At 26.7% G+C, this 25,875-nt stretch carries 28 protein-coding genes and 2 pseudogenes; 28 read left to right on the plus strand and 2 right to left on the minus strand.

Annotated elements, in window-relative coordinates; genetic code table 11:
• The first annotated feature begins 521 nt into the window (after positions 1–521).
• The 11 genes and pseudogenes from AZI32_RS01890 to AZI32_RS01930 all read left to right on the plus strand — a co-directional run bounded on the left by AZI32_RS01890 (position 522) and on the right by AZI32_RS01930 (position 10,070).
• Positions 522–1,358, plus strand: a complete 837-nt coding sequence (locus AZI32_RS01890; RefSeq protein WP_061994229.1) for a hypothetical protein — start codon at positions 522–524, stop codon at positions 1,356–1,358.
• 1,374 nt (positions 1,359–2,732) lie between these two features.
• Entirely contained in the window at positions 2,733–3,086 is a 354-nt protein-coding gene (locus tag AZI32_RS18785) for a hypothetical protein (RefSeq protein ID WP_061994230.1), read from the plus strand.
• Between the two features lie 203 nt (positions 3,087–3,289).
• Positions 3,290–3,445, plus strand: a complete 156-nt coding sequence (locus AZI32_RS18225; RefSeq protein ID WP_157450823.1) for a hypothetical protein — start codon at positions 3,290–3,292, stop codon at positions 3,443–3,445.
• A 170-nt stretch (positions 3,446–3,615) separates the two neighbouring features.
• Complete coding sequence (locus AZI32_RS01900; protein ID WP_061994231.1) at positions 3,616–4,383, plus strand: DUF2089 family protein; 768 nt, start codon at positions 3,616–3,618, stop codon at positions 4,381–4,383.
• A gap of 194 nt (positions 4,384–4,577) precedes the next feature.
• Positions 4,578–4,928, plus strand: coding sequence for a hypothetical protein (locus tag AZI32_RS01905; protein WP_061994232.1), 351 nt, complete (start codon positions 4,578–4,580; stop codon positions 4,926–4,928).
• A gap of 164 nt (positions 4,929–5,092) precedes the next feature.
• A pseudogene (locus tag AZI32_RS01910) lies at positions 5,093–5,602 on the plus strand (HNH endonuclease); the annotation flags it as partial.
• Positions 5,603–5,704: 102 nt separating this feature from the next.
• A pseudogene (locus AZI32_RS01915) lies at positions 5,705–6,469 on the plus strand (DUF4351 domain-containing protein); the annotation flags it as partial.
• A gap of 217 nt (positions 6,470–6,686) precedes the next feature.
• Positions 6,687–6,824: a hypothetical protein gene (locus AZI32_RS18230; RefSeq protein ID WP_157450824.1), complete on the plus strand. Its 138-nt coding sequence runs from the start codon at positions 6,687–6,689 to the stop codon at positions 6,822–6,824.
• A 285-nt stretch (positions 6,825–7,109) separates the two neighbouring features.
• A complete protein-coding gene (locus tag AZI32_RS01920; RefSeq protein ID WP_061994235.1) occupies positions 7,110–7,709 on the plus strand; it encodes a sugar O-acetyltransferase in 600 nt (199 codons plus the stop codon).
• 477 nt (positions 7,710–8,186) lie between these two features.
• Positions 8,187–8,774 carry a DUF523 domain-containing protein gene (locus tag AZI32_RS01925; RefSeq protein ID WP_061994236.1) on the plus strand — a complete coding sequence of 196 codons (588 nt, stop codon included), beginning with the start codon at positions 8,187–8,189 and terminating at the stop codon, positions 8,772–8,774.
• 81 nt (positions 8,775–8,855) lie between these two features.
• On the plus strand, positions 8,856–10,070 hold the full coding sequence (locus AZI32_RS01930; protein WP_061994237.1) for an FAD-dependent oxidoreductase: 1,215 nt from the start codon (positions 8,856–8,858) through the stop codon (positions 10,068–10,070).
• 435 nt (positions 10,071–10,505) lie between these two features.
• Here the strand turns inward: AZI32_RS01930 and AZI32_RS18720 are convergent, their stop codons facing one another.
• On the minus strand, positions 10,506–10,679 hold the full coding sequence (locus tag AZI32_RS18720; protein ID WP_010297230.1) for a hypothetical protein: 174 nt from the start codon (positions 10,677–10,679) through the stop codon (positions 10,506–10,508).
• Positions 10,680–10,968: 289 nt separating this feature from the next.
• Here AZI32_RS18720 and AZI32_RS01935 point away from each other — a divergent pair, with 289 nt between their 5' ends.
• The gene (locus tag AZI32_RS01935; RefSeq protein ID WP_061994238.1) at positions 10,969–11,538 is read left to right on the plus strand and encodes a TetR/AcrR family transcriptional regulator; all 570 of its coding nucleotides are present in this window, start codon (positions 10,969–10,971) and stop codon (positions 11,536–11,538) included.
• A 264-nt stretch (positions 11,539–11,802) separates the two neighbouring features.
• Positions 11,803–13,596 carry an oleate hydratase gene (locus AZI32_RS01940; protein WP_061994239.1) on the plus strand — a complete coding sequence of 598 codons (1,794 nt, stop codon included), beginning with the start codon at positions 11,803–11,805 and terminating at the stop codon, positions 13,594–13,596.
• 416 nt (positions 13,597–14,012) lie between these two features.
• Here AZI32_RS01940 and AZI32_RS18725 read toward each other — a convergent pair whose 3' ends face one another.
• Positions 14,013–14,186, minus strand: coding sequence for a hypothetical protein (locus AZI32_RS18725; RefSeq protein WP_010297230.1), 174 nt, complete (start codon positions 14,184–14,186; stop codon positions 14,013–14,015).
• Between the two features lie 308 nt (positions 14,187–14,494).
• Between AZI32_RS18725 and AZI32_RS17815 the strand changes: the two genes are divergently transcribed.
• The 15 genes from AZI32_RS17815 (at position 14,495) to AZI32_RS02005 (ending at position 25,492) form a co-directional block, all read left to right on the plus strand.
• Positions 14,495–14,668, plus strand: coding sequence for a DUF255 domain-containing protein (locus tag AZI32_RS17815; protein ID WP_206406622.1), 174 nt, complete (start codon positions 14,495–14,497; stop codon positions 14,666–14,668).
• 211 nt (positions 14,669–14,879) lie between these two features.
• A complete protein-coding gene (locus tag AZI32_RS01945) occupies positions 14,880–16,022 on the plus strand; it encodes an HNH endonuclease (RefSeq protein WP_061994240.1) in 1,143 nt (380 codons plus the stop codon).
• Positions 16,023–16,534: 512 nt separating this feature from the next.
• A complete protein-coding gene (locus AZI32_RS01950; RefSeq protein ID WP_082761103.1) occupies positions 16,535–17,068 on the plus strand; it encodes an N-acetylmuramoyl-L-alanine amidase in 534 nt (177 codons plus the stop codon).
• Positions 17,069–17,169: 101 nt separating this feature from the next.
• Positions 17,170–17,718 (plus strand): hypothetical protein, encoded by a 549-nt coding sequence (locus AZI32_RS01955; RefSeq protein WP_061994241.1) that lies wholly within the window; start codon positions 17,170–17,172, stop codon positions 17,716–17,718.
• A gap of 203 nt (positions 17,719–17,921) precedes the next feature.
• Positions 17,922–18,119 carry a hypothetical protein gene (locus AZI32_RS18875; protein WP_061994242.1) on the plus strand — a complete coding sequence of 66 codons (198 nt, stop codon included), beginning with the start codon at positions 17,922–17,924 and terminating at the stop codon, positions 18,117–18,119.
• 30 nt (positions 18,120–18,149) lie between these two features.
• Positions 18,150–18,437: a recombinase family protein gene (locus AZI32_RS18880; RefSeq protein WP_061994243.1), complete on the plus strand. Its 288-nt coding sequence runs from the start codon at positions 18,150–18,152 to the stop codon at positions 18,435–18,437.
• 22 nt (positions 18,438–18,459) lie between these two features.
• The gene (locus AZI32_RS18885) at positions 18,460–18,696 is read left to right on the plus strand and encodes a recombinase family protein (protein WP_242865250.1); all 237 of its coding nucleotides are present in this window, start codon (positions 18,460–18,462) and stop codon (positions 18,694–18,696) included.
• Positions 18,697–18,738: 42 nt separating this feature from the next.
• The gene (locus tag AZI32_RS18890; RefSeq protein ID WP_242865247.1) at positions 18,739–19,074 is read left to right on the plus strand and encodes a recombinase zinc beta ribbon domain-containing protein; all 336 of its coding nucleotides are present in this window, start codon (positions 18,739–18,741) and stop codon (positions 19,072–19,074) included.
• Positions 19,075–19,264: 190 nt separating this feature from the next.
• Positions 19,265–19,489, plus strand: coding sequence for a hypothetical protein (locus AZI32_RS01975; RefSeq protein WP_061994244.1), 225 nt, complete (start codon positions 19,265–19,267; stop codon positions 19,487–19,489).
• A 5-nt stretch (positions 19,490–19,494) separates the two neighbouring features.
• Positions 19,495–21,393, plus strand: a complete 1,899-nt coding sequence (locus AZI32_RS01980; protein WP_061994245.1) for a hypothetical protein — start codon at positions 19,495–19,497, stop codon at positions 21,391–21,393.
• Positions 21,377–22,243: a hypothetical protein gene (locus tag AZI32_RS01985; protein WP_061994246.1), complete on the plus strand. Its 867-nt coding sequence runs from the start codon at positions 21,377–21,379 to the stop codon at positions 22,241–22,243. Before AZI32_RS01980 ends, AZI32_RS01985 begins: the two co-directional genes overlap by 17 nt.
• Entirely contained in the window at positions 22,240–23,334 is a 1,095-nt protein-coding gene (locus AZI32_RS01990; protein WP_061994247.1) for a DUF6339 family protein, read from the plus strand. Before AZI32_RS01985 ends, AZI32_RS01990 begins: the two co-directional genes overlap by 4 nt.
• Positions 23,335–23,505: 171 nt before the next feature.
• Positions 23,506–24,021, plus strand: a complete 516-nt coding sequence (locus AZI32_RS01995) for a TnsD family Tn7-like transposition protein (protein WP_082761104.1) — start codon at positions 23,506–23,508, stop codon at positions 24,019–24,021.
• 91 nt (positions 24,022–24,112) lie between these two features.
• Positions 24,113–24,577 carry a DUF4365 domain-containing protein gene (locus tag AZI32_RS02000; RefSeq protein WP_242865248.1) on the plus strand — a complete coding sequence of 155 codons (465 nt, stop codon included), beginning with the start codon at positions 24,113–24,115 and terminating at the stop codon, positions 24,575–24,577.
• Between the two features lie 30 nt (positions 24,578–24,607).
• Positions 24,608–25,492 carry a hypothetical protein gene (locus tag AZI32_RS02005; protein WP_206406623.1) on the plus strand — a complete coding sequence of 295 codons (885 nt, stop codon included), beginning with the start codon at positions 24,608–24,610 and terminating at the stop codon, positions 25,490–25,492.
• Positions 25,493–25,875: the final 383 nt, after the last annotated feature.

Here is a 25,875-nt window from a genome sequence, read left to right on the forward strand (position 1 = left end):
ATATCTAATAAAACTAATTAGCAAAACTGTACATAAGAATATTGGCACAATCATACAAAAAAATATTGACATTAATAAACAGGGAATTTGGGTATAGAGAATATTATATTAATATTGTAGGTAAAACTACTAAAAAATAAAAGAATATATAGCAAATCAATTGCAAGAAGATAGGTTGTCTGAACAATTGAAACTTAGTGATTTTGACCAATTTACGGATAGCAAGTTATAATTAATCGCATGTGTCAAATTGATATACTGAATTTAGGCGATGCTATTAAACAAGAGATCTGTACGAAAATGAAAAATTACCGGTTAAGCTGGAAATTATGAAGTATAATATAATTATAATTTATTCAAGGAACTAATAGTAAATAGTTTATTATGTCTATAATGTAATGTTTATTATTGAGACAAACTTAATTAATTAAAGTGTTTTGTAAAAGATATAAATAATTTATTAAAGGCAGAATGCTTGTACACAGAAAATAATATTACAATAGCTACGAGGTGAAAAGACAATGCAATATTTAGAATTTGAGAGTCTCTACAAGTTTGTGATTTCAGTAGGTATTATATTAATATTATCGCCGTTTGTTGTTTTTTATTTACTATTTAATAAGAATGTTGATTTACTTATTAGAAAAGAGGAATTTGATAAGTTAACGCAAACATCACAAGAAATTATTAATATTAAACAAAAATTATTTTTAGATCTTATTAATAGTAATAAGTGTTATATGATAGCAGGATTTGCAATAATAATAGGACTAACACTAATAGCATTTGGAATTTACGGATGGAAAAAAGCTCAAGGGCAAGTAGATTTAAAATCTGTTTTAGAAAATGAAAAGTTAAAGAAGGAAATTGGCATTTCTTCAGAAGAAAAGAGAATTAAAATTGAAAAAGAAATAAGCAACGATAAAAAGATTCTTGGAAATATCAAAAGTAGCACGGTACACGAATATATGGAGATAGAAAATAAATTATTCATAAGGATTAATAAAAAATTTGGAAATACACATGAAATAGTACAAAATGTTAAAATTGGAGCTTTTGAATACGATATCATTGCTACTAGCAAATATCTTTTAAAGAAAGATTATATATTCGAGATTAAGTATATAAAAGGAAATATTAATACTGAATGGATTAATAAAGTATTGGCAAACATTGATAAACAAACTAGCAATTACTCGGAAAATACCAATCGTATACCATATCGTATATTAATAATTGTAACTGAAAATGAAAATTATAATATGGTAAATAATAAAATTAAGCAAATTGATAAAAAGAATAATTTTAAAAGCATTGTTGAACAAAAATCTAAAATTAAATATTTAAAATTAGATTAAATTTTTAAAAGAATAGTCAGTTTGATATATAAGTTTTGCTTGGGTATAAATTCAAATTTAGGGAGGTGTTGTATAAATTGTTGTTGAAAGAAAGGGACGTTTCATATGTTGAGCAGTAAAGAATCTGATCAAAAAATGTATGTTGATAACTTTTAAGAATTTAAAAATGAATTTCAACAGACAAGAAATTTTTTGAAAACTTAAATGTCAAAATGAAATATGATAAAATGCAATTAAAATTCTCCGATTTTTACTTATTTAATAAAGAAATAAGAATAAAGTTTCCAACATATGAGATTAGAATTGGTAACAATGAAATGAGTCATGACAATTCGTAGAGATTTTTAGGAAACGAATATAGATATCCAATCTATGATGAATCTAATGTTGTTATGTTTTCTTCATTAAATCCAGTAAAGTTTAATGCAATTACTTTCCTAGAAATAAATTTAGAGAGAAATACACATGACACTAAGGAAATAGAAAGAGATTGAAAGATAATAATATTCATACACAAATATGTGTGAATTTTGAACATTACTGCATTCCAATGAAAGTAGATGGAGAAGGACATAGTACAGTTACTAGAACTAAATTGTACACTGAATGTTAATGGTATTAAAGAGGGTGTTTAAGAAAAGTTGGTATAGATATTGTTATCCAAAGAATGCTGTTAGTAAAATGAAGGATGAAACAGTAAGGTTACAAAAAAATATTTTTAGTAGATAACATGTTAATAGAAGTAACGGGATTTGTTTGTGAGAATTTAATGTATATGAAATTTCCCATTTACAGAAACTTAAATGGATGAAGTTGATAATAGAATTATTATACTTTATATTCATATATGAAAAAAAATCATTAAATAAAAGTAAAATAGCTATTGTTTCAAAAGATATTGCATTTAATTTAAATGTATAGATTTTAAAAGAGCTGAAATATATATAAATCAAGGTATAAAAATAAGATTAATAAAAAATATTGGGATTTTGATATATATGGTACGGCAAGAGCAAAAGAAATTAATGGAAAAGACATCACAATAAAAATTAGAATATATAATATAGATGAGCTTTTTGGAATTTAATAAAGTTTACTCAGTATTATTTTAAAGTTTATAATATGATGTTATGAAAGTATGTCTAAAGATTGTTATCATAAATACAAAAATAATTAGGTAGATAAATCATATGTTAATTCCAGTAAAAATAAAATATTCTATAGAAATTGAAGATATTGAAATAGAAAATACAAACTTTAAATCTTTAAACTTAAGAGAAGAACATATAGAGGAGTTTTAAAGAAAAAACATATATATTATATTTGAAGATGAAATTTTTCTTGTGGTTGGAAAACAAGTTGTAAATAAAGAAAATGGAAAATTTTTATGTTGAGGTGGATAGTAAAAAGGTATCTAAATATAAGAATATAAATTATACATCTATAACTAGAACTATACCTCCTGGTATGGATAAGTTATTTCAGTGGGGAATTATTAAAAGTGGAAACATTGTAGTAATTAAGAACAGAGATAATTCAGACGCAACGGTTATTAAAAGTAAGTATGTTAATTTTAATGGTGAAAAACTTACTTTTAATAAATGGGGACAAAAGGTAACAGGGTGGTCTAGTATTAGAATTTATGACTGGGCTATGATTAAAGGTAATAATAAAACTTTGCATGAATTACGTGAAGAAAAAATGTTATATTTAGAAAGTGAAATATAAAATAACCTAGCAATTGCAATAAAATGTTTTTTTATTGTTAGGTTATTTGGCTACGGATTTCTACTTTTCAGCACTTAGATTTGTATTTAAGTATATTATTTTTACTCATTTTACTTTGAATGATAGCAATAAATCAAGAATGAAGCTATCTTGATAGCCAATCACAGAATAAAACTTTCTTTGGGAAATATGAGTTCTATAAAATGGAATTAACATTAGAAGATGAAGTTATAGAATCACTTAGTTTTTCTTCATCAAACTATGAAAGGGTTACAACAAGCAACATTTCAGATAAAACCTGTAAAATAGCTTTAATATATGATGAAGTTGTAAAGAGAATGAATAAAGAAAGGTATTGATAAAATAACAGAGATGTTTGATTTAGCAAGGCTAGTGAGTTAATTACTGGTCTTTTTTGATTAAAAGAAGATATATATTGAAAATATTAAACTAGATATTAAAAATATTAATAACTATATTGATATTTTAAAATACTAGTAATACTATATAATATATAGGAGGGATAATTATGGAAAATAAATTAATAAGATATTGTCCAAGATGCAATAATAAATTAATAACAACACGTCTAGAATGTGATAAATGTGAACTAGAGCTAACAGGCAAGTTTGAACTTAGTAAATTTGATTATTTGTCTAATGAAGATATAGATTTCATATTTCTTTTTCTAAAATATCAGGGGAATTTAAAAGCCATACAAGGAGATATAGGCATATCTTATCCAGCAGTAAAAAAGAAACTAGGAGATATTCTTACTAATTTAGGAATTGAAACTTACAAAGAAGATAAAGATGAGGTGTCAGAAATGTCTAATATTAAATCTTTATCCATAGAATCTAATGATAGTTTAATTATAAGAAAAATAAAGGAAAAACTAAATGGATGTGGTGGTAAAACATCAGTACCACTTTTTAGTGGTAAACCATGTGAGATATGGTATGATAACAATGGAAATGGATTAATTTCTCCTAAAATTCCAGTTGCTAATCATTTAACTTGGGAAGTATTTGATGCTGCTGTTGAGATAGTAATGAAAAATGGCGGTAAAGCAGAAAAAGGTAAGGCTCAATCAGGTGCTAAATTGGGTAGTGATAAACTTCCATTGAATTCCGTAGAAGGATATATTGCAAATAAAGTTCATGCAGTAGAAGAAGGTAAATCGGCATTTGGACCAGGTTTTGTAGTTTGTGCTATTTTAGACTGGGCAGGTATTTGTAAAAATGAAAGAGGGTATCTTTCAATCGAGCATAGATTTTTATTAGAATATAATAAGTAAATTTTAATTATTGTGTATTGAATTTGGTTAGTTATAGGTAAGACAACAGTCATAAAGAACACCGTAGCTGTCCATTGAAAATACTGTAAAAATCATGATATAATGTGAAATTTAGAAAGATATAAAGATACAATAATAGCCTTGAGAGATAAAGCTCTTGGGGTATTTTTTTATGAATGTATTAGGGGGGGCATATGAAAAATAATGATGAAAAAAATAATAGTATAGTGCAAAATGAGCTGAAAAATAAATTGTTAAATTGTAGCAATTCAATTGAATTTGAAAAAGTTATTAAACAGATGTATTTTAAAAATATGAATGTACAAAAATATATAACTACAACTGTATATAGAATATTAATTTTAAATAAACACGATTACAAAGGTTATGAAAGAATTGCAAAGCATTATGGAGTTTATTACCAAAATCAAGCTAAATATATAAAACAATCAAAGAAGAAAAAGAGTAAATGTACTGGAGATAGCAGGTGTACAATCATATCTGATATAAAAAAATTTGATACATTTAAAAACATAATTCGGTAGACAAACAAGAAAATATGTTCCATAATTTTAGTAAGATAGAAAAAATAAGTGAAAATACTACCCCTAATAGAAAAACTATTAAAATAAAAAAAATAGTTAGATCACAGAAATTGGTTTATAAGTTAAAAATCATATATAAAAACAGATGACAAGTTTGTGGGGATAGGATAGATATAGGTTATGGGAAATACTATTCTGAAGTACATCACATACAACCTTTAGGTTATCATGAAGATCCTGATATTTTATATAATATGATAGTTTTATGTCCTAACCATCATCTTTTATTTGATAAGGGTGTTATAACAATAAATTTAAAAGAAAGAAAAATAGTTCATTATGACAAAAATAATGTATTAAATACTAAGAATTTAATAATTAAACACAATATTAATGAAAAGTATATTAATTATCATAATAAAAATGTTTTTATTGGATTTAAAGATAATAAAGACATTAAAAGTTCTGATACTATTACTTGGGGAGCAATAGTTATATTGCAAGATATAGAAACAAATGAGAAATTTGAATTGAAATTAGAAGAATGGTATCAAAAAGAGTTTATGAATGATTTAGGAAAGAAATTAATTAATAAACAATTAAATGATATAGTTAGATTTAATGAATTCTCATATAAAATAGTTGATATATCATACGATAATAACAAAATCTAAAGTAATAAAAGATAGATATTTCAAATTAACAGGGAATTTAAATTACCCTGTTTTTTCTTGATTAAAATTCAGAAGGAGATTGATAATTTTGAAAGCATCAGAACTAAAAATATGTTTATGGACTACACCTTTCTAATGGAAGATGACACTTTTATACATTTTGAATTTCAAACAACGAATAAAGGTAAATTGGATTTAAGAAGATTCAGAGCCTATGAAGCATTATTAAGTCATCAGACTGGAAAAGATGCAGTTACATATGTTGTTTATTCAGGTAATATAAAAAATCCAGAGAGTACTTTAGAAACTGGAATAAATGAATATAAAGTTAAATCCATATCTATGGCGAGTAGAGATGGAGATAAGATATATAATGATATTGTAGAAAAAATAAAATTAGGTAAGGATATTAAAAAACAAGATGTAATATCTTTAACATTCACTCCTATTATGGGAGGAAATATAAGAATAGCAGATAAAATAATTAACGCTATACACATAGTAAAAGATATAAACAATGATTATAAGTACGATGTGGAATCAATACTATATGCTTTTGCAAATAAATTTTTAAGTGGAAAAGATTTGGAGAAAGTAAAGGAGGAATTGCGAATGACTGAATTAGGTAAAAGTTTAATAAAAGAAGGCATGGAAAAGGGAATAAAAGAAGGCATGGAAAAGGGAATAAAAGAAGGTAGAGAAGAAGGAAAATCTGAACTTTTAATTAAAATGTTAATTAAGAAATTTAAAAAAGTACCTGATGAATATAAGAAAAAAATAAAATCACTTCCAGAAGAAACTTTAGAAGTAATTGCAACGGATATATTTGAGTTGAATTCAATAGAAGAGTTAAAACAATATTTTTAGAATAAAGTAATATATAGAGTTTCAAGTTGACTTTTAGAATTATCTATTCTAAAATTTGGATACCTAAAATAGTGAGACATGATCCTAATCATCTACAATTCATTTAGATTGGATATTGTTTTCCTATATAACTAGCTTATTGTATGTATCAGTAGGCTAGTTTTTCTTTGTTTAATAAACCCGTACTTGACATATTTTTAAATTAGCTCCAGTTGTTTTGGCTATAATACAAGAAATTATGGTAGAAAAAATGACAGTGCTTGATGGAACAGATATAGAAGTAGTAAGTAAATATAAAAATGAAAATAGAAGTTATTTGTGGGTTCATAAAACAATCCTAACTGGATTTTTTTAGTTAATGTGTGTAAAATAAGAGTAATATATATAATATGTTTTTATAAGTAGAACTTTAGAATGAAATTGTATACATAATATTTTAGTGGGAAATATTATGGAACTAATGAAGTATAAAGAATAATTATTTTCTTTTTTATATATACCTAGAGCAAAACGAATTATAGAAAGTGAAGAATTTTATTTTGAGAAGGCTATTGATAAATTTATATTATTGAAAAGTAGTATACATAATGATTATTAATACAATTTTTAAACAAATATAACTTTGAAAGGAATAAGATTAATGGATTTTACAGAAATTATGAGACAAAATAAAGGATATTTTTCAAATCATAAAGATATGCCATCACAATTACAACAAAAGGCAAAAGAATTATGTTGGAGATATAATCAAACGGGACCATCTGAAGGTGAAAAGAGAAGTAGTATTTTAAAAGAATTACTAGGGACCTGTCATCCATTAACGTTTATCGAGCCATCATTTCGTTGTGATTATGGGTTCAATATACATACCCACGGACTTGCTGTAATTAATTATAATTGTGTGATATTAGATACATCTCCAGTTCATATTGGTGCTAATGCATTTATAGCTCCTGGAGTTTGTTTAGCCTGTTCTGGTCATGCTATACTTTCAAGACAAAGAGCAGAAGGAATCGGAACTTCAAAACCTATTACAATACAAGACGATGTGTGGATTGGTGCTAATGCAACTGTATGTGGTGGAGTTACTATTGGAAAAGGTAGCATTATTGGGGCAGGAAGTGTGGTAAATAAAGATATTCCAGAAGGTGTGATTGCAGTAGGTAATCCTTGCAAAGTATTGCGAGAGATTACAGAAGAAGACATAATTAACCTATCATATGAGCAAGAGAATTTCTAAATATGTAGGGAGTAGTATACTGTGCTATTCATAAGAATTCTAAAACTTTATTTAAAACTTAAACTTCTTAAAACAACCAATATTTTTTAATAAAGTAATATATAGGGTTTCAAGCTGACTTTTAAAATTATTCATTTCAAAACTTGGACACCTAAAATAGTGAGACAAGCTTCTAATTACATAGAATTCAAAATTGTATCTTTTATAAAAATATTTTAAAGTTATTGAATAAATTTAAATTGGAACTTGTTTCTCTATATAACTAGCTTATTGTATTTAACATTAGGCTAGTTTTTTATTGTTTAAAACTATTTATTTTAAAATTTCAATACACAAAATAGTGAGCCTAATTCATTATAGATTTATACAAGTTTACAATAAAAAGGTAAACCTATATTTTAGTGTTTTAAGAATATAACCATATACTTTAGGAAAAAATAAATCTTAAAATATAAATAATTAAGAAGGGATTATAATATGTCTAAAAGAAAGCGTTATTTCATAATAGTTTCACACTGTTTATTGAACCCAGCTACTAGGGTTCATTTATTAGGAAAAAACTTTATTTTTTCTCAAAAAATAATAGATTATTTTTTAGATAAACACATTAGTATTATTCAATTACCTTGCCCAGAGTTTACGGCAATGGGTTACTTGAGAAATCCACAAGGAAGAGAACAATATGACAATATATTTTTTAAAAAACATTGTAGAAAAGAACTTCAATCTTATGTGGATATGGTATGTGAACTTAGAAACAATAATAATACTCCTCTATGCTATATCGGAATACAAGGAAGTCCAACTTGTAGTATATATTGGGGTAAGCATAAAGTAAACAAATATAATACAGAGTCTATGATGCCAGATTTAAATGGTGATCAAGTAGAAGGGACTTACGGAGTAATGACGGCAGTGTTAGATGATATGTTAAAAGAGAATAAAATTAATATACCTTACTTAGAGGTTCCAGTAAAAGAGAATATTGATTCTGAAAAAAGTATTAAATTTTTTAATGATTTATATGAATTATTGGGTGTCCCTGAAAAAAGTAGAAATACTTAAGAAATTCTAGAGGATTAATTACAAAAGCATAAGAAATATATTTTTAATATTGAAATTATACATAAGGATAGGTGTTTTAATATGAATACACAATATGTACAAGGTGATTGTATATTTACAAGAATTAATAAAACTATAAAACAATATGAATATTTAACAGAAGATATAGATACAGAAGTAATAATAGTAGGATGCGGAGTTACTGGAGCAATTTTAGGACACTACTTTAGTAAAAATAATATTAATTGCGTTATTTTAGAAAAATCAAGAATAGGTCATGGTAGTACTAGTATAACAACATCATTGCTTCAATATGAACTTGATGATAATGCTATGGAGCTAAAGTCATATACAAGTATAGAAAATATAATAAGATCATATAATCTTGGAATAGAAGCATTAGATGAAATTGAAGAGTTTATAAATGAACATGGTAATAAATGTAATTTTAAAAGAGTAGACAGTTTTTTATATACAGATAAGAAACTAGAAAATAAGGAAATGAAAGAAGAGTATTATATAAGAAAAGAAGCAGGATTACCTGTAGAATTTATTGATGAAGATAATAATCCATTTCTATTTGATGTAAAAGGAGGTGTAATAGGTAAAAATGGAGGAGCTGTATTGGACCCCTATAAATTTACTCAACATCTAATTGAGGTAAGTTGTGAACAAGGATTAAGAGTATACGAAAATACAGAAGTTTTAGATGTTCAATATTCAGAAAATGATGTTACTGTAGAAACTGTATATGGTTATAAAGTTAAAGGTAAAATTATTATTGCAGCTACAGGCTACAATACAGGAATTTTTACTAAAAGAGCCTTTGGAACCAAAACTACTACATTTAATCTTGCAACTAAACCAATAGATAATATTGAGAATATTTATAAAAATGTTATTATTAGAGATAATAAAGATCCTTATACTTACTTTAGAGCAACTAAAGACAACAGATTAATAATTGGTGGTGAGGATATAAACTTTATACCAGATATATATAATAAAGAACTATGTAATAAAAGTTATGAAACGTTAGAACAAAGGTTAAAAAGTTTATTTCCAAATTTAAATATAGAAATAGAATATAAATATTGTGGAGCATTTGCATCCACTCAAGATAATTTAGGTTTTATAGGAAAAGATCCGACTAATTCTAAGTTATGGTATTGCTTAGGTTATGGAGCAAATGGTATATTATTTGCTATGTTAGGTGGAATGATGTTAAGTAAATTATATTATGGAGAAGTAGATAAAGATATAAACTTATTTAAAGTAGATAGATTTGATCAATAATATTAGAGTTAAAAAAGTACAGGATTAATAAATTTTTTGTAAAAAAGATAATATAATTATTGTAGAAAAATGGGCTGTTGCAAAACTAACTTAAGGTTAGAGGAGCAATAGCTTGTTTTGTATATGTAATTTACTTAATATATGATTAATTACAAGAAAAAATTTAATAATGTATATGAAGTGGTTTTACTATTAAATTTAGAGGGTTTAATACCAAAAGATGATTATTTTCTTAGGTTATAATGTCAGAAATAATAATGTATGAATGTTAAAATTGCAGTTATTACTAATATAAACAAAAATGTACCTAAATAAATCATAATGGTAAAATGAAGGTATATAAAAATTTAACAAAAACATATTTTTATTGAATAGCAAAAAAGGAGCGTCGCTCCTAATTATTTTAATTATTTTGCGACAGCCCCTTTTTTAGTATTAATCTTGAAAATTAGATAATTGTTGACATGCAGAATTAAGTGAATCTATTGCTGATTGAATTTTAGTCTTATTTTCTGCTTTTTCTGCTGAAGTAAGTGCTTTTTCTAATGATGAAACTGTATTTTGCACATTTGTCATACTTTGATCAACATATTGTTTAGCTTTTGCCATGAGTAATACCTCCTACATATAAATTTCACTAATAGTATGGTCATAATAATAAAAAATATGTATTCAATAAAATTAGTGTTTAACTATTAAAAGAATGTGTATTTACATTTTCAATTAGAATATAATTTAAACTTACATATAAAACAGCATAGTACCTTAGTTTTTTCGCGTTCAAAATTGTTTAGAATATAGATGATAAGGTTATAAATCATATGATGATGGATTATTTAAAAATAACCTACCCTATGTTATAATTTTCAATATAGATAAAGCATTGGGGGGTGGAAATTTGGCTAAGCAATATACTAGAAAAATGATTCGTGAGGTATTTATAAAGATGCTGAATGAACATCCACTTAACAAGATTACAGTTAAGGATATTGCTACAGCATGTGAAATAAATAGAAATACTTTTTATTATTACTACACAGACATATATGCACTTTTGTCAGAGATATTCCAAACAGAACTTCAGACAATAATTGATGAATATAATGATACACTTTCCTGGGAGGAGAGTTTTATTGTAGCTACCAAATTTGCTTTAGAAAACAAAATAGCCATTTATCATGTATATAATTCTATGCAGCGAGAAGAACTAGTGAACTATATATACAATGTATCAGGAAATGTGATGATTCGGTATATTGAAAGAGTAAGCGATGGTATCTCAGCTTCTTTGGAGGATATAAAATTGATTGCTTCATTTTATCAGTGTGCCCTTACTGAAATGGTAATACAATGGATTGCTGTGGGGATGAAAGATGACCCTGATACTATAATTAGAAGAATCGGACAGCTTTTCGATGGGAACATTGAGTTATCTCTTAAAAGAAGTGCTGATTTAAATAATGTATAGTTGGAATCAATAAGGAAAATCCTTTTTATTAGACACTTTGACGTAGATGCCTAATAATTAGATAAATAAACTGCGGTGTTTAAATTTCGAACACCGCAGTTTATTTATCTAATGAAAAAAATACAAAAAAACTATATTATAGATTTATAGAGATCTTACAGATAATAAGTATCCACAAATTTAAAGGAAGACTTATATATTCACTCTAAATATAATAGTAGCATTTGCAAAACTATTAAAAAATTAAGAAAGAGGGGGATAATAATGAAATTAAAGACACATGATGATAGACTTACCCTTACAAATGGAAGTTATCATGCTCTAGTAAATGCAAGAAAGCCTAAGGGAATTGAGGATAAAAAAGCTTATTTAATTGGTACTGGAATTGGGGCTTTAGCTGCTGGTTGTTTTTTAATTCGTGATGCTCACATGGATGGCAGCAAAATTACCTTCTTAGAGCAATTAGACATTCCTGGGGGATCTATGGACGGAGAGGTTCGTCAAAATATGGGTTATGTAGCACGTGGTGGACGTGAAATGGGTCACCATTTTGAAGTTTTATGGAGCTTGTTTAGTTCATTACCATCTACAGAGGATCCTAATATGACCGTTTTAGATCATTTTTATTATACAAACTATGATGATCCAAACCATAGCAATTGTCGTATTACTAAAAATCAAGGTAAACGTTATGACAATGGTAAATTCAATTTGGGTCAAGATTTAGCAAAAGAATTAGCTACTTTTGTAAATATACCAGATGAAGAACTTGAAGATAAATCTATTGAAGATATTTTCTCCGAAGAACTTTTAAAAACTGATTTTTGGACATATTGGAGAACAATGTTTGCTTTTGAAAATTGGCATAGTGCTTTAGAGATGAAATTATATATGACTCGTTTCATTCATCATGTTGGGGGATTGCCAAACCTTTCAGCTTTACAATTTTCAAGACATGATCAATTCACTTCATTTATAAAACCTATGGTTAAATATTTAGAAGACAATGGTGCTAAATTTCAATATGGAGTTACTGTTAACAATGTTGAATTCTCGATTTCAGATGATAAAAAGGTTGCAAAGAGAATGGTTGCAACAAATAAAGCTGGAAAAGATATCTCTATTGATTTAACAGAAAATGATTTAGTATTTATTACTAATGGTTCTATGACTGAAGGTTCAGGATATGGTGATGACAATACTCCTGCACCATTTAATAGAGAACCAAAAGGATGTTGGAAATTATGGAAAAATATATCATCACAATCAGATGAATTTGGAAATCCAGACAAATTCTGTACAAATACAGAAAAATCTAATTGGGAATCTTGTACAGTAACTTGTCATGATGAACGTGTTCCAGAGTACATTGAAAAAATCACAAAACGTTCACCATATGGTGGACGTACTGTAACAGGAGGAATAGTTACAGCACTGGACTCTTCATGGTTGATGAGTTGGACAATAAACCGTCAAGAACAATATTATGGACAGCCAGAAAAAGATGTTCTAGTTTGGGTATATGGTTTATTCTCTGATGTTCCTGGAGATTATATTAAAAAACCTATGAGAGATTGTACTGGTAAGGAAATCACAAAGGAATGGTTATATCATATAGGAGTTCCTACAGATAAAATTGAAGAATTAGCAGAATCATGTAGCTCAATTCCTGTTATGATGCCATTTATAACATCTCAATTTATGCCTCGTGCAGCTGGGGATCGTCCATATGTTGTACCAAAGAATGCAGTAAATTTTGCTTTCCTTGGACAATTTGCTGAGACATTGGATGATCCAGGCCGTGATACTGTATTTACTATAGAATACTCAGGCCGTACAGCTATGGAAGCAGTATATGTTTTAACTGGAGTTGAAAAAGGAGTTCCTGAGGTATTTTCTTCAAGATATGATATTCGTTATTTATTAAATGCAGGTGTATGTTTATTAGATGGAGAAAAACCAAAACTTGATTTACCACCAATGACTAGACGTAAAATTTTAAAACAAGTAGCAGGAACAGACATTGAAAAGTTATTAAAAGAATATGGAATTGTTTAATGACATCTACAATTAGATAATTGGACTATACTAGACATTTTTGAATTAAAATTAGTAGAGCTGGAGAGCAATATTTTTAGAATAAAGTAATATATAACTAGCTTATTATATGTAACAGTAGGCTAGTTTTTTCTTTTTAAAAAGTGTTTAAAATGGAGATGACATAGGATTGCGAATTGACCTTTAAAATTATTCATTTTAAGATTTGGATACCCAAAATAGTAAAGCATAGTTGGAAATGCTTTAAATTCAATAAAAATCTTTATGGAGAATATAATAAAGTCATTAGATAAAATTGAAGAGTGAATTACTTATGAATGGATAAGAACTCTTATAGAAAATAATAATGTTAATTGTAAGTCAACTATGAGTAGAAAAAAATCCTATGCTTATTTAAAACATAGGATTTTTTAGTATTAATCTTGAAAATTAGATAATTGTTGACATGCAGAATTAAGTGAATCTATTGCTGATTGAATTTTAGTCTTATTTTCTGCTTTTTCTGCTGAAGTAAGTGCTTTTTCTAATGATGAAACTGTATTTTGCACATTTGTCATACTTTGATCAACATATTGTTTAGCTTTTGCCATAAGTACTACCTCCTACCTATAAAATTTCATTAATAGTATGGTCATAATAATAAAAAATATGTATTGAATAAAATTAATGTTTAATTATTAAAAGAATGTGTATTTATATAAAGCATATTTAAAGTAATTTATAAAAGATTAGTGGCTGAATTTATATTAGAAAACTTTGTAGTTAAAGAATTTAATAACTAACTACTTAGAAGCCTATCAAAATATAGATAGGCTTTTTAATATTTTAAGGATCAAAGGGTATATTATTAGTGTAATAGCAAATAGAAAATGAATTTATAGTTATTGGAGATGATATTATGGTAACAAATCAGAAAGTACCTAATAATTTAATAAATGAAAAATCCCCTTATCTTCTTCAACACGCTTATAATCCTGTTAATTGGTATTCATGGTGTGATGAAGCTTTTGAAAAAGCTAAAGATGAGAATAAACCTATATTTTTAAGTATTGGTTATTCTACTTGTCATTGATGGCAGGTTCACAATGGATACTACGCATTAAGTCCAATAGTATAAATACATATATAAATAATTTATTTAAAATAAATTCAATTAATTTTAAATACAATAAATGAGTATAGTTATAAAAATATGGATATAATTAAATGATAACATTTATATATTCTTATATTAGAGTTTATATAAAATTTAAAATGATAAAATATTACGGAGAGAATAATTTGTGATTGATTTAATATTAGAAAAGATTATGTTAAACAAAAGAAAAGGTATAGATTCAAATTTATTAATGCACATATTAGTAGAAACTAAAAATTACAATGAAGTAAAATCTATAATAAATAATTTAAATCTTTGGGATAAAAAAATCAAATTGGGAATGAGTTACATTATAATTTTTTTTATAGAAGATTATAATGATGCCAGGAGGATATTTAAAAATTTCAATAACTTTAGAAATACTAAATCTACTAAAATTAGACATAGTTTAAGATATTTAAATTTACTTGAAATAGCAAATAAAGATGAGGAAGTAGAAGATATCGTTTTGGAGATGAATGATAAAGAAATACCAAAGTCAATTGCTTTTTATATTAAACTGATAGAAAAGCAAAAAAATTATAAAAATGCAAGAAAAATTTTTGAAAATAATATATTTTTAACAGAAAAAAGTAGAATAAATCAATGGACTAGAGATGATATAGATGATGGATTAAAAGAAGTCTATGGCATTATGTATTTAAAAGCTAAAGAAGAAAATGAAATAAATCAAATTGTAAGTGAATTAAAGAGTTTTAATATGTCTACTAATATAGCTGATTATCAATATCTAAAAGAAAAAAGTTATGTTAGAAGAATAGAATGTTTAAAAAAACAAATATTGAATAATCAAAATCATAAAAAAATATTAATTGATTATATTACTGAGAGTAAATATTGTACTGATGAGAGATTGAAAAAATTTTATTTCAAAAACAGTGAAAGAATTATGCAAATAAACACAGTATATAAAAGAGACAGAACTTTAGTTGAATACATTAAAGATTTCTATTCAAACACTTGTCAAATTTGTGGACAAAAAATTGATTTAGGAGATAAATTTTATTCAGAAGTTCATCATATTAAGCCTTTATATTTAGGAGGACCGGATGTATTAGAGAATATGATAGTAGTATGTCCTAATCATCATGTACGCCTTGATAAAGGTGGTATAAGTATTGATTTAAATAGTAATGTTGTAGAATATTTGAACTTAAAACGAGAAAATATTATACTAATAAAACATAATATAAGTAATGAATATATTGAATTTCATAATAAGTATATTAATAATAAAAATAATAATTTTAATTTAAATCTAAAATAATTGTTTTTGAGCAAGTAAAATTTTACATTTACATTTTAGTTTAATATATTTAAATGATATTACAAGTATAGATATTAGTGAATATTCACATGAAATAATAAAGAAAGAGTGGCTTGAAAATTAAATGTTTTAGGATTTTAAAGAAATGTAGAAATATAATTATTTTTATTCAAAAATATATACTAGGAGATTGATAATAAGTTTATTTGTAAAATTAAGGTAAGTATAGGGAAGGCATGTAATTTTCATGATTATATGTTTCCATATACACTACACGTGGAGACTGTAGTGAAGATATCAAAGAAATAGCCTGATATCAAAGGCTTTGAAGGATTTTAACTAAATATTAATGTGTATTTTATGTTCCTTTATACTACGGTTTAAGGGGATTTTAGGGTTAGGGAGTTTTACAAATACTCACAAGTAGAAGAATTGTGTTAAGGTATCAGATTTATAATAAAGTGTAGTTTGCTAAATTATTTGTATATTGGGAATAAAAGGAACTATTGTGGATGACTACAGTAAGTTTGAAAGAAAGGTGCCATCTTGAAAATAAAAACAACTATGATTATTTCATATCTTTTCATAGAAATGCTTTTAAGCTAGAAAAAGCTAGAGGTGCTAAAACTTATATTTATTTAAGTGCAAGTACAAAAGCTAAAGCACTGGCAGAAAAAATACAAGCTGGATTTGTTAATATAGGAGTAAAGACCGCTGACTATCATGTACTAAGAGAAACTAGATGTCCAACGGTTTTAATTGAAATTGGATTTATTGATAGTACAAATGATAATATTTTATTTGATGGAAAAAGAAATGAAATTATTATAGAAATAGCTAAAGCTATATTATCTCAGCTAGGTATAATTTATAAAGAAAATAAATCTAATAAAGCAATAGCTCAGCAAAAGCAGCAAGCCACAAGTGAACAAACTCTTTATAGAGTTATGGGAGGATGTTATACGGTAAGAGAAAATGCAGAAAAGCAAGTGCGGAGGTTAAAGGTATTAGATTTTGATGCAACGATTATGGTATGTAATAGATGATTCAAGTGGCAAAATCATATTTAGTATAATAACCTTCATAAGTATAATATTGAGTGTAAATACTTATTACATTTATAAAATTAATTTTATGGAGGTGCTAAATGTTAAATATAAAAAAATTCATATCAAGAAAGGAAAAAAACAAAACTAACATAGTAGAAACTGTAAATGATGAAATAGATTTAAATACACTATTTTATGTAGCTAAATATGGAGATGTAATTAATCTGAAAATCAATAATAATGATGCATATGAAGGCGGGGAATTTTTGGCTTTAGGAAGAACTTTGGAATTAGATGGTATAAGAGTAGATATATCGCAGTGGGCAGATTGGACAATTACAATAACACTAGTTCATAATGGGAAGGAATTAAAAGTTGCTGAATCAATAATAGCAAATGAATATATTAATTGGGATGAAGATAGTGATTTTGTAAAACTCTATTCAAAATTAAGGTGGGTAGAGAAAGGAAATTGGTGTAAAGAGATTTATGATAAAATTAATTATTTAAATTGTGAGATTAATAGTAAGAGAAAAGAAATAGAACGAGAAATAAATATGAAAAAAGCTAAAGAAGAAGCTATAGAGGAAGAGCAAAATAAGAAAAAAAGATCTTATTTTGAAAATATATATAATAAGAATAATTAACAAGAATAATAACTTGTTTAATGAGTTTAATAACAATTTATATTCTTATTAACAGTATAGGTATTTTTGATTAAAGGCGGTAGTGTAATTTCTACTACCTTTTTATTTTAATAAGTAGTTTTTTATAACTCTAAAAACCTTGACTTCTATCACCTTTAGAGGGATATATAGTAGTATAAATTTGATATAAAGGAAGATTTACAGTGCTTGTAAGAATTATTGAGCCTAATTTAAAATTGCAAAATCAAAAGAAAAAAGTATGTGCTTATGCAAGGGTTTCAAGTGATAGTGAAAAGCAAGGTGAGTCACTAGAAAATCGAATACAATATCATGAAAATCTTATATTGGCTAATCCAGACTATGAGTTTATAGAAGTATTTGCACATATAGGACTAACATGAACTACTGAAGAAAGACCAGAGTTTCAAAAGATGCTGAAGATTGCAAGGAATAGAAAAGTGGATTTGATTATAACGAAATCTATATCAAGGTTTGCAAGAAATAATACTATAGTTTTGAAAACTGTAAGACAACTTAAAGATATAGGTGTTGAGATGAAATTCGAAAAAGAAAATATAGAAACCTTATCAGGGGATGGTGAGTTAATGCTCACTGTCCTTTCTTCTTTTCCTCAAGAGGAAAGCAAAAATGTAAGTGATAACATCAAATGGAGAATGAGAAAGAAGTTTCAGCAAGGAGAAATGATTATAAATAAATGAAAAGTACAAGGGAGATGTACTACTGCAAAAAACTTACACAGTAGATTTTCTTACCAAGAAAAGGGCAGAAAACAATGGAGAAGTTCCACAGTATTATGTGGAGGAAAGCCACCCAGCAATTATAGATAAAGAAATGCATGCCTCAGTACAGCTTGAGATGGAGAGAAGAAGAATTTTTGCTAAAGAACATGATATTGTAAAAATAGATTATGCTACAGTAACTAATCTTTTTGCAGGAAAAGTTATTTGTGGACACTGAGGCAGTGTTTTTGAGAGAAAGGTTTGGAACTCCACAAATGAATTGAGCAGGAGAATTGTTTGGAGATGTAATAGAAGATATATTAGAAAAGGTAAGAAAGTCTGTAATAATAAACATATAGATGATAAGGTTTTATACCAAGCTTTCATAGATACCTTCAACGTAATGATTGAAAATAAGGATTACTTTATGGAAAAGTGGAAGGAACATTTAAAGAGTGATGATGTTTTAGTAAGATATAAGGCAAAGCAGTTCATTGGTATTTTAAAAAATTCAAAACCAATAAAACAATTTGATGAGGATTTATTTTTTAGGATAGTGGAGAAGATAATTGTAAACTTATTTTATGGGACGGATATTGAGGTTGTAATTGAATAAATTATTAATATGCCGGTTGGGGTGAAGTCACCTTGACCGTTTTTTTGTTTGTATAAATTCAAATAGATAAAAATTATATGGCCTATATTTTTAATATGTAAAAAATATAATAAAAATAATGTTGGCATATACATAATATATACTGTATAATAATTACATATTAAACATATATTTAAAGAAGGTGAATTTTATGGTCGAAAGTAAGCATGATAAATTTGTAAGAATAGCTGAAAATAGAACAAATAAAATAATTGATATTCTTAGACTTCTAGGGAATTGCTCTAATAAGGCAGTATATGAGTATAGTGATGCAGATATTAAAGCAATCTTTAATGCCATAGAGTTTGAATTAAGAAATACTAAGAACAAATTTCAAGACAACGAATTAAAAGAAAACAAATTTAAATTGAGGTGATTTGTATGGGAATAGGTTGGAAGTTTCCTGAAAATAATTTTGGCTCGTTAACAGGTATTAGTGAAGCTGGGATTGAAACATTTAGAGCAAATATATACAATTCATTGGCTCGTGAGATATGTCAGAATTCACTAGATGCACGTTTGAAAGATGATGAACCTGTTATAGTGGATTTTCAAAAGATATATATTGGTAAAGATAGTATACCGGGATATAATGATTTTTTAGATGTATGGACAAGGTGTTTAGATTTTTGGATTGCAAGAAATAATAAAAAAGCTGTTGATTTTTTAAAAAATGGAAGTAAAGTTTTGGATAAAGAAAAGTTGTGTGTATTGAGAATAAGCGATTTCAATACAACAGGTCTTACTGGTTCAGACAAAGAATATGACATTACGCCTTGGCAAAATCTTGTGAAATCATCTGGCGTCTCGGATAAAGGTGATTCCGATGGAGGTAGTTTTGGTATAGGAAAGTCTGCACCGTATGCCTGTTCTAATTTAAGGACTTTAATTTATAGTACTTTTGATAAAGATGGTCTTTGTGCTACACAAGGTGTTTCAAAACTTGTTTCTTTTAAAAATAATGAAGGAAATATAACTCAAGGTACTGGATATTTTGGACAAACATCAAGAAATTCAGCAATTAATTATGAACTGGGTATTGATTCTACATATTCTCGAGGAAATAATACAGGAACAGATATATATGTAATGGGATTTATTGATGAAGAAGAGTGGAAAACTGAAATTGTTAAATCAATTTTAGAAGGGTTCTTAGTTGCTATTTATAACAACAAAATAGTTATTAAAGTTGGGAATATTGAAATATCGCAGAAAACTCTTCCGCTTGTTCTAAATGATTATAAAAATCATATTAAATGGACCTATAATTATTATCATGCCTTAACTGAAGGAGAAACTTTTATTACTGATTTTTCCGGTCTGGGTGAAATAGAATTAAAAGTGTTAATATCTCCAGAATTACATCGGAGAGCCTTATTGTGTCGAAGTAGTGGAATGAAAATATTTGATAAGGCTAATATATCAAGCACTATACCCTTTGCAGCAATACTAACTTTAAAAGGGATAGAAGTTAATAAATTTTTTAGAGAAATGGAAACACCTCAGCATAATGCTTGGGAGCCAGGTTTTCATTCAGATAAAAAGAGAGCTAAAAAAATAAGAACTGAATTATTCCGGTATATAAAAGAAGTTGTAATACAGATGGGAAGAAATGAAGAAACTGATGAAATAGATGCTGATGGTGTTGGCGAATATTTGCCTGACGAGTTATTTATGGTACAAGATCAAAATCAAAATGATAAAGAGGAAACTATTACAGATAAAACAAAGAATATAGAAATTAAAGTTATTGAAAAGGTTAAGATACCTAAAGGAATATCAAAAATAAATGGGGATTCCTTAGATGAGGAAATAGATGCGTATGGAAATATAGCAATTGATAGCGACGATATTGATGGTACAGCGAGGACTCATAAAGGAAGAAAAAATAATAGTTCTGGTGGTAATGGTACACCTACAGGTGCAACCGGAAAAATTGATGGAACTAATGGGATTAAAAAATGGGTAGAGATAGGATTAGTTCAAACTCGACTTTTCAACACAGGGACAAAACCTAATGAATATAAATTGGTGTTAACACCAGAAAAAAATGCTCAGAAAGGATACGTAATGGTAAAACTTTCTGGCGAACAGAGTAATTTTAATGCTTCAATAAAATCAGCAAAATTAGAATCTAACAGAAATCAAAAATTACACTGTAATGATGGAAAAATATTTCTAAATTCTTTTATAGAGAAACAAAAACTATCAATAATATTTGAGCTAGAATATGTAGAAAGTTGCTCAATGGAGGTGGCTTTATATGGATATTCGTTATAAGTTATATCCTTATCCGGTACTTAGTTCTTTTTCGGATGATTACATAGATTGTTCATTTATCTCTGATATAAAAGTTGTGCGAGACATACGAGATATTGTTATTAAAATGAATGTGTTTATGGATAATGCTGAATTACAAAATCTTATTAAGTTAAATAAAGCTGAGTATTTATTTCATATTGAATGTTCACAAACATCATATCGTTCTATACTTAAAACATGTGATACTGAAAATATAAAAAGAATAGCTGAATCAAAATTAAACGGTAAAGTATCTATATGTTCATTTATAGTTGCTAAAGAAAATATTCCTAATTATATTAATTCTAAATTAAATGAAGATTATGCAAATATGATGTTTAATATTTCAAAAGGTAGTATATTAGGAATTGGTGGACAAACTAATATTGATATAACAAAAGAAATGAATGAAATGTCAAATATACCTTCAATATTTTCAATTTTAAGAAGAAATGCTAATGATAATCAAGGAATGCAAATAGATATTAATGGTCATAAAATCAAGATTTGGCTTTCAAACGAGGACTTTTATAATTATAAAAATGTTTGCAATAGGCCCTTGTATCTTCCAGTGTTACATTCAATGATTATTATGCCCGCTTTACTTTATGCATTTGAAATATTAAAGCAAAATGGTACAGATGAATATGAAAGTTATAGATGGTATAAATCTATCGATAGAACTTTTAAAAAATCCCAATTGAGTTTGGATAGTGAATGTTTGGAAAACATACCTACATATCAGCTTTCACAAAAATTATTAGATTTACCAATCAAGAGGGCATTATCTTCAATGATAAGTATAGGAGAGGAGGATGAAGAAGTATGAAATTGTATTTTTTAAAACAAGATGCACTAGATACACTTCGAGGTAATTTGGAAACAAATACAAGAAAATATATGAATCAAACCAATGATTGGATAATGGAATTTTTCAACAGAGAATCTCCTTTTGTGGAATATAAAAAAGAGTTTGATGAATTTACATTGGATATGTCAAGTGATAAGCCTAATACAACTGATCTTGAAAATGTTAAACGAATATATGCTGCAATGAAAACTTTAAGTGAAACAGATGCTAGTGATGAGAGATTATGGGCTGGATTAGCACATGGACAATTGTGGGAATTTATGCGTTATAGATGGCACTATGATAAAGAGATTCCCATTGCAAGGAATATTGAAACGCGTTATATGTTTGGTTATGGGATAAGAGCTAGTAATTATCGTAATACTCTTTCTAAATTATGGTGGATAGGTAAATTAACATATGATGAAAGCAGAAAAAATCATTTTGAGTTAACAGAAGTATTAAAAAGAGATTTTACAACAAGAGTTAATGATTTACTTTATAGTAATATGTATTCATCAAATCCTATGATTTGTAGGAGTTTTTTGTCCGCTATAAAGTTTCATGAAGATAGAGGTGCTTCTGTAAACGGAGAGATTTTTAGAAAAGCAACACAGTATTTAAATGTTCTTGGAGGTACATATATTCTAGATTATTTTGAGGAATATGCTTTGAAAGAGAAAATTATAAATGAAATTTATCGTTTGCTTGGAGAAAAACAAATGGTATCTAATAATAACAATATTGAAAAGGAAAAAGAAACAAGTGAAGTGTTGAATGGAGATGAAAATTTTACAGTATCAACTATTAAAAATAATAATGTTGTCCAAATTAAAATGTCGCAAATTATAGTTGATGAACATATATTTCATATAGAACCGCACATAGGTAAAGTCAATGAACTAATTGAATATTATCAAAAACATAAAACTTTAGACAAACCAATCGTAGTTATTGAAAATGAAGATAAATATTTGTTGTATGATAAATATCTTAGGTATTATGTGGCAAAAAAATTAGGATTGTCAAAGATAGATGCAATTGTTGAATTAAATAAAACAGTATCCTAATTATGAAAAAATTAAATTCTTAAATAACTCCTTAACAAATATTTAATTTAGAGTAATTACTAGATTACTATTTGTTAAGGAGGAATAGCAAAATGACGAATGAGGAACGATATCAAATAATATTATTGAGATGCAAAGATTTATATAACACCTAAATTAGATAAATATATCATGAGAGAAAAGTGGTTGAATATTATAAAAAATAATTCAAATAAAACAAGGGCTGAATTAAAAGAAATAGGTAAGAGAATACATACATGGATATATAAACATGATACAAACTGGTATCATGAATTAACACCAAGGATTAAAAGAAAACCATTAAGAGCAGAGACTATTGATTGGAAAAAAAGAGATAATAAATTTTTATTGTTGGCAAAAAATTCAGTAAAGGAACTATTAAATCAAGAAGGAAAACCAATAAGAATAACAAGACAAGCTGTTAGAAGAAAGCTTGGAACTACAATAGGGTTTAATAATAAAAAGCTTGTAAAAATACATCAATATATAAATGAAGTTGAAGAGGATATAGACTCTTATAGAATTAGAAAAATTAAATGGACTATTGATCAGATGATATTGAAGGGGATAAATATAACTGCATATAAGGTTCAACTGTATGCAGGATTTGGTGGAAATAATAAAACTATTAGAAGAATTATAGAAGAGGTTTTAGGAAACTTATAGGAAATAAAGAAATTTTATTACATTTTGTGGAAAAAGATTATATGATATAAGTATCGCAATATTAATTTATTATAATCACAGGGAGAAAAATATGCCAAATACAAATTGGAGTAATTTAAATTCATTACAGTTGGGAAGATATGCCGAATATTTTGCTAAGATGGAATTTGCTTCATATGGGTTAGAAGTATATACTACAGAAGTAGATGACCATGGTATAGATTTTATTGTAAAAGATAAAAAGGGGCGTTTTTGTGAAATTCAAGTAAAATCTAAAACTGAAAAAGGTTATGTATTTATGCAGAAAAGTAAATTTGATATAAGTAATAAAAATTTATATTTAACATTATTAGTATTCCAAGATGGAAAATCACCTGATATATTTTTAATACCTTCAGAGGCATGGGAAGTTCCAAATGAAGTATTTGTTGATAGACCATATGATAAACCAGGGCAAAAAAGTGCTCCAGAGTATGGGATTAATATTTCTCAAAGGAATTATGATATATTAGAAATATTTAAATTTGAAGAATCAATAAAAGAATTTATTAAATAGCATAAACTTTTGAAACATTAGGGAGGGAACATGCCATATAGATATAATGTTATAATTAATTTTAAACAAGATTGGATTAGTCGATTAAAAAAAGAGCTTGAATCATATGGATATATTGTAAAAGAAACTGGAGATGATATATGCTTTAGTTATTTTAATTTAAGGAAAAGATTAATACAGCCAATTCCCAGAAAAGTAATGATTTCTAACCAGTTTAAATGTCCTAAAGAATTTAAAAAAGCATTAAACTTGTTAAAAGATAAAATTGAAAAAGGCGAAAATATATACCCATATCTAAGTAAAAGGATTTTAAATTTAAGTTATCATGATGACTTACTTAATGATTGGGGCATATATCACTTACATTTGGGTACTGAAATAGATAAAAATACAAAGTTTATAAAGAGAACAGCGCCATTATTATTTGCTCGTTTTGATGAGGGACATGCATACTTTATAAATATATATAAACATGGAGCGTGGACAAAACAAAAAATGATAAGAATATTACATGAAAATTGGCCAGAGTCTATAGGACAATTTAGAATGAAAGAAATAGAGTCTGTGACTCCTAAGCTAACAGATAAACAATATGCAATGTTAAGAAAATCACATGTAACAACTATAGTTGAAGTAGAAAAAGGAGTTGTGTATTTCCCTATAGGGATGGGCTATATGTCATCAGGTCACAGTATGGAAGTAATTAGATTATGTGAACACTATTCAAATGTTTTGTATGATTATGAAAAACATATTAAAGATAATATTGTTGCTATAGTAAAACTAATAAAAGATAGGGGCGGAAATATATCTAATAAGCTTCATTTTCACCTTTGGTTAGAAAAGAATAAAATATTTGCATATGAATTATATTCAAATTCAAAGATAGAATTAGGGACATTTTTTAATGAATAGAAAAGTAGCATGAGGTGGTTTGCAAAAGTTTATGAAAATAATAGAAATTTATTATATTTTATAAAAAAAATTAATTATATAATTTAGGACATAAAAACTATGACTAATTAGAAAAAGGGGGAGAAGATTTTGGAAAACATTAAAGAATATATAGGTTACTAGTGGTTTCCATTTAATGAAAAGAATAAGTTATATGGAAATTTAAAGATTTATAATGATGATAAGTTAAAATTACAATTATATGGAGTGTTTGGAGAGTTAAAAGAACACTTTAAGCATAATAATATTAATACAATAAATGGATTTACCCAATGTGAAAAGAAAATTACATTGATAGAGTGTTGTTAAAATAATTTTAGTATGCCGGTATACCAAATAAAAGT

Origin of the sequence: Clostridium sp. ATCC 25772 (genome assembly GCF_001573875.1) — a bacterium.
Lineage (GTDB): Bacteria > Bacillota > Clostridia > Clostridiales > Clostridiaceae > Clostridium_J > Clostridium_J senegalense.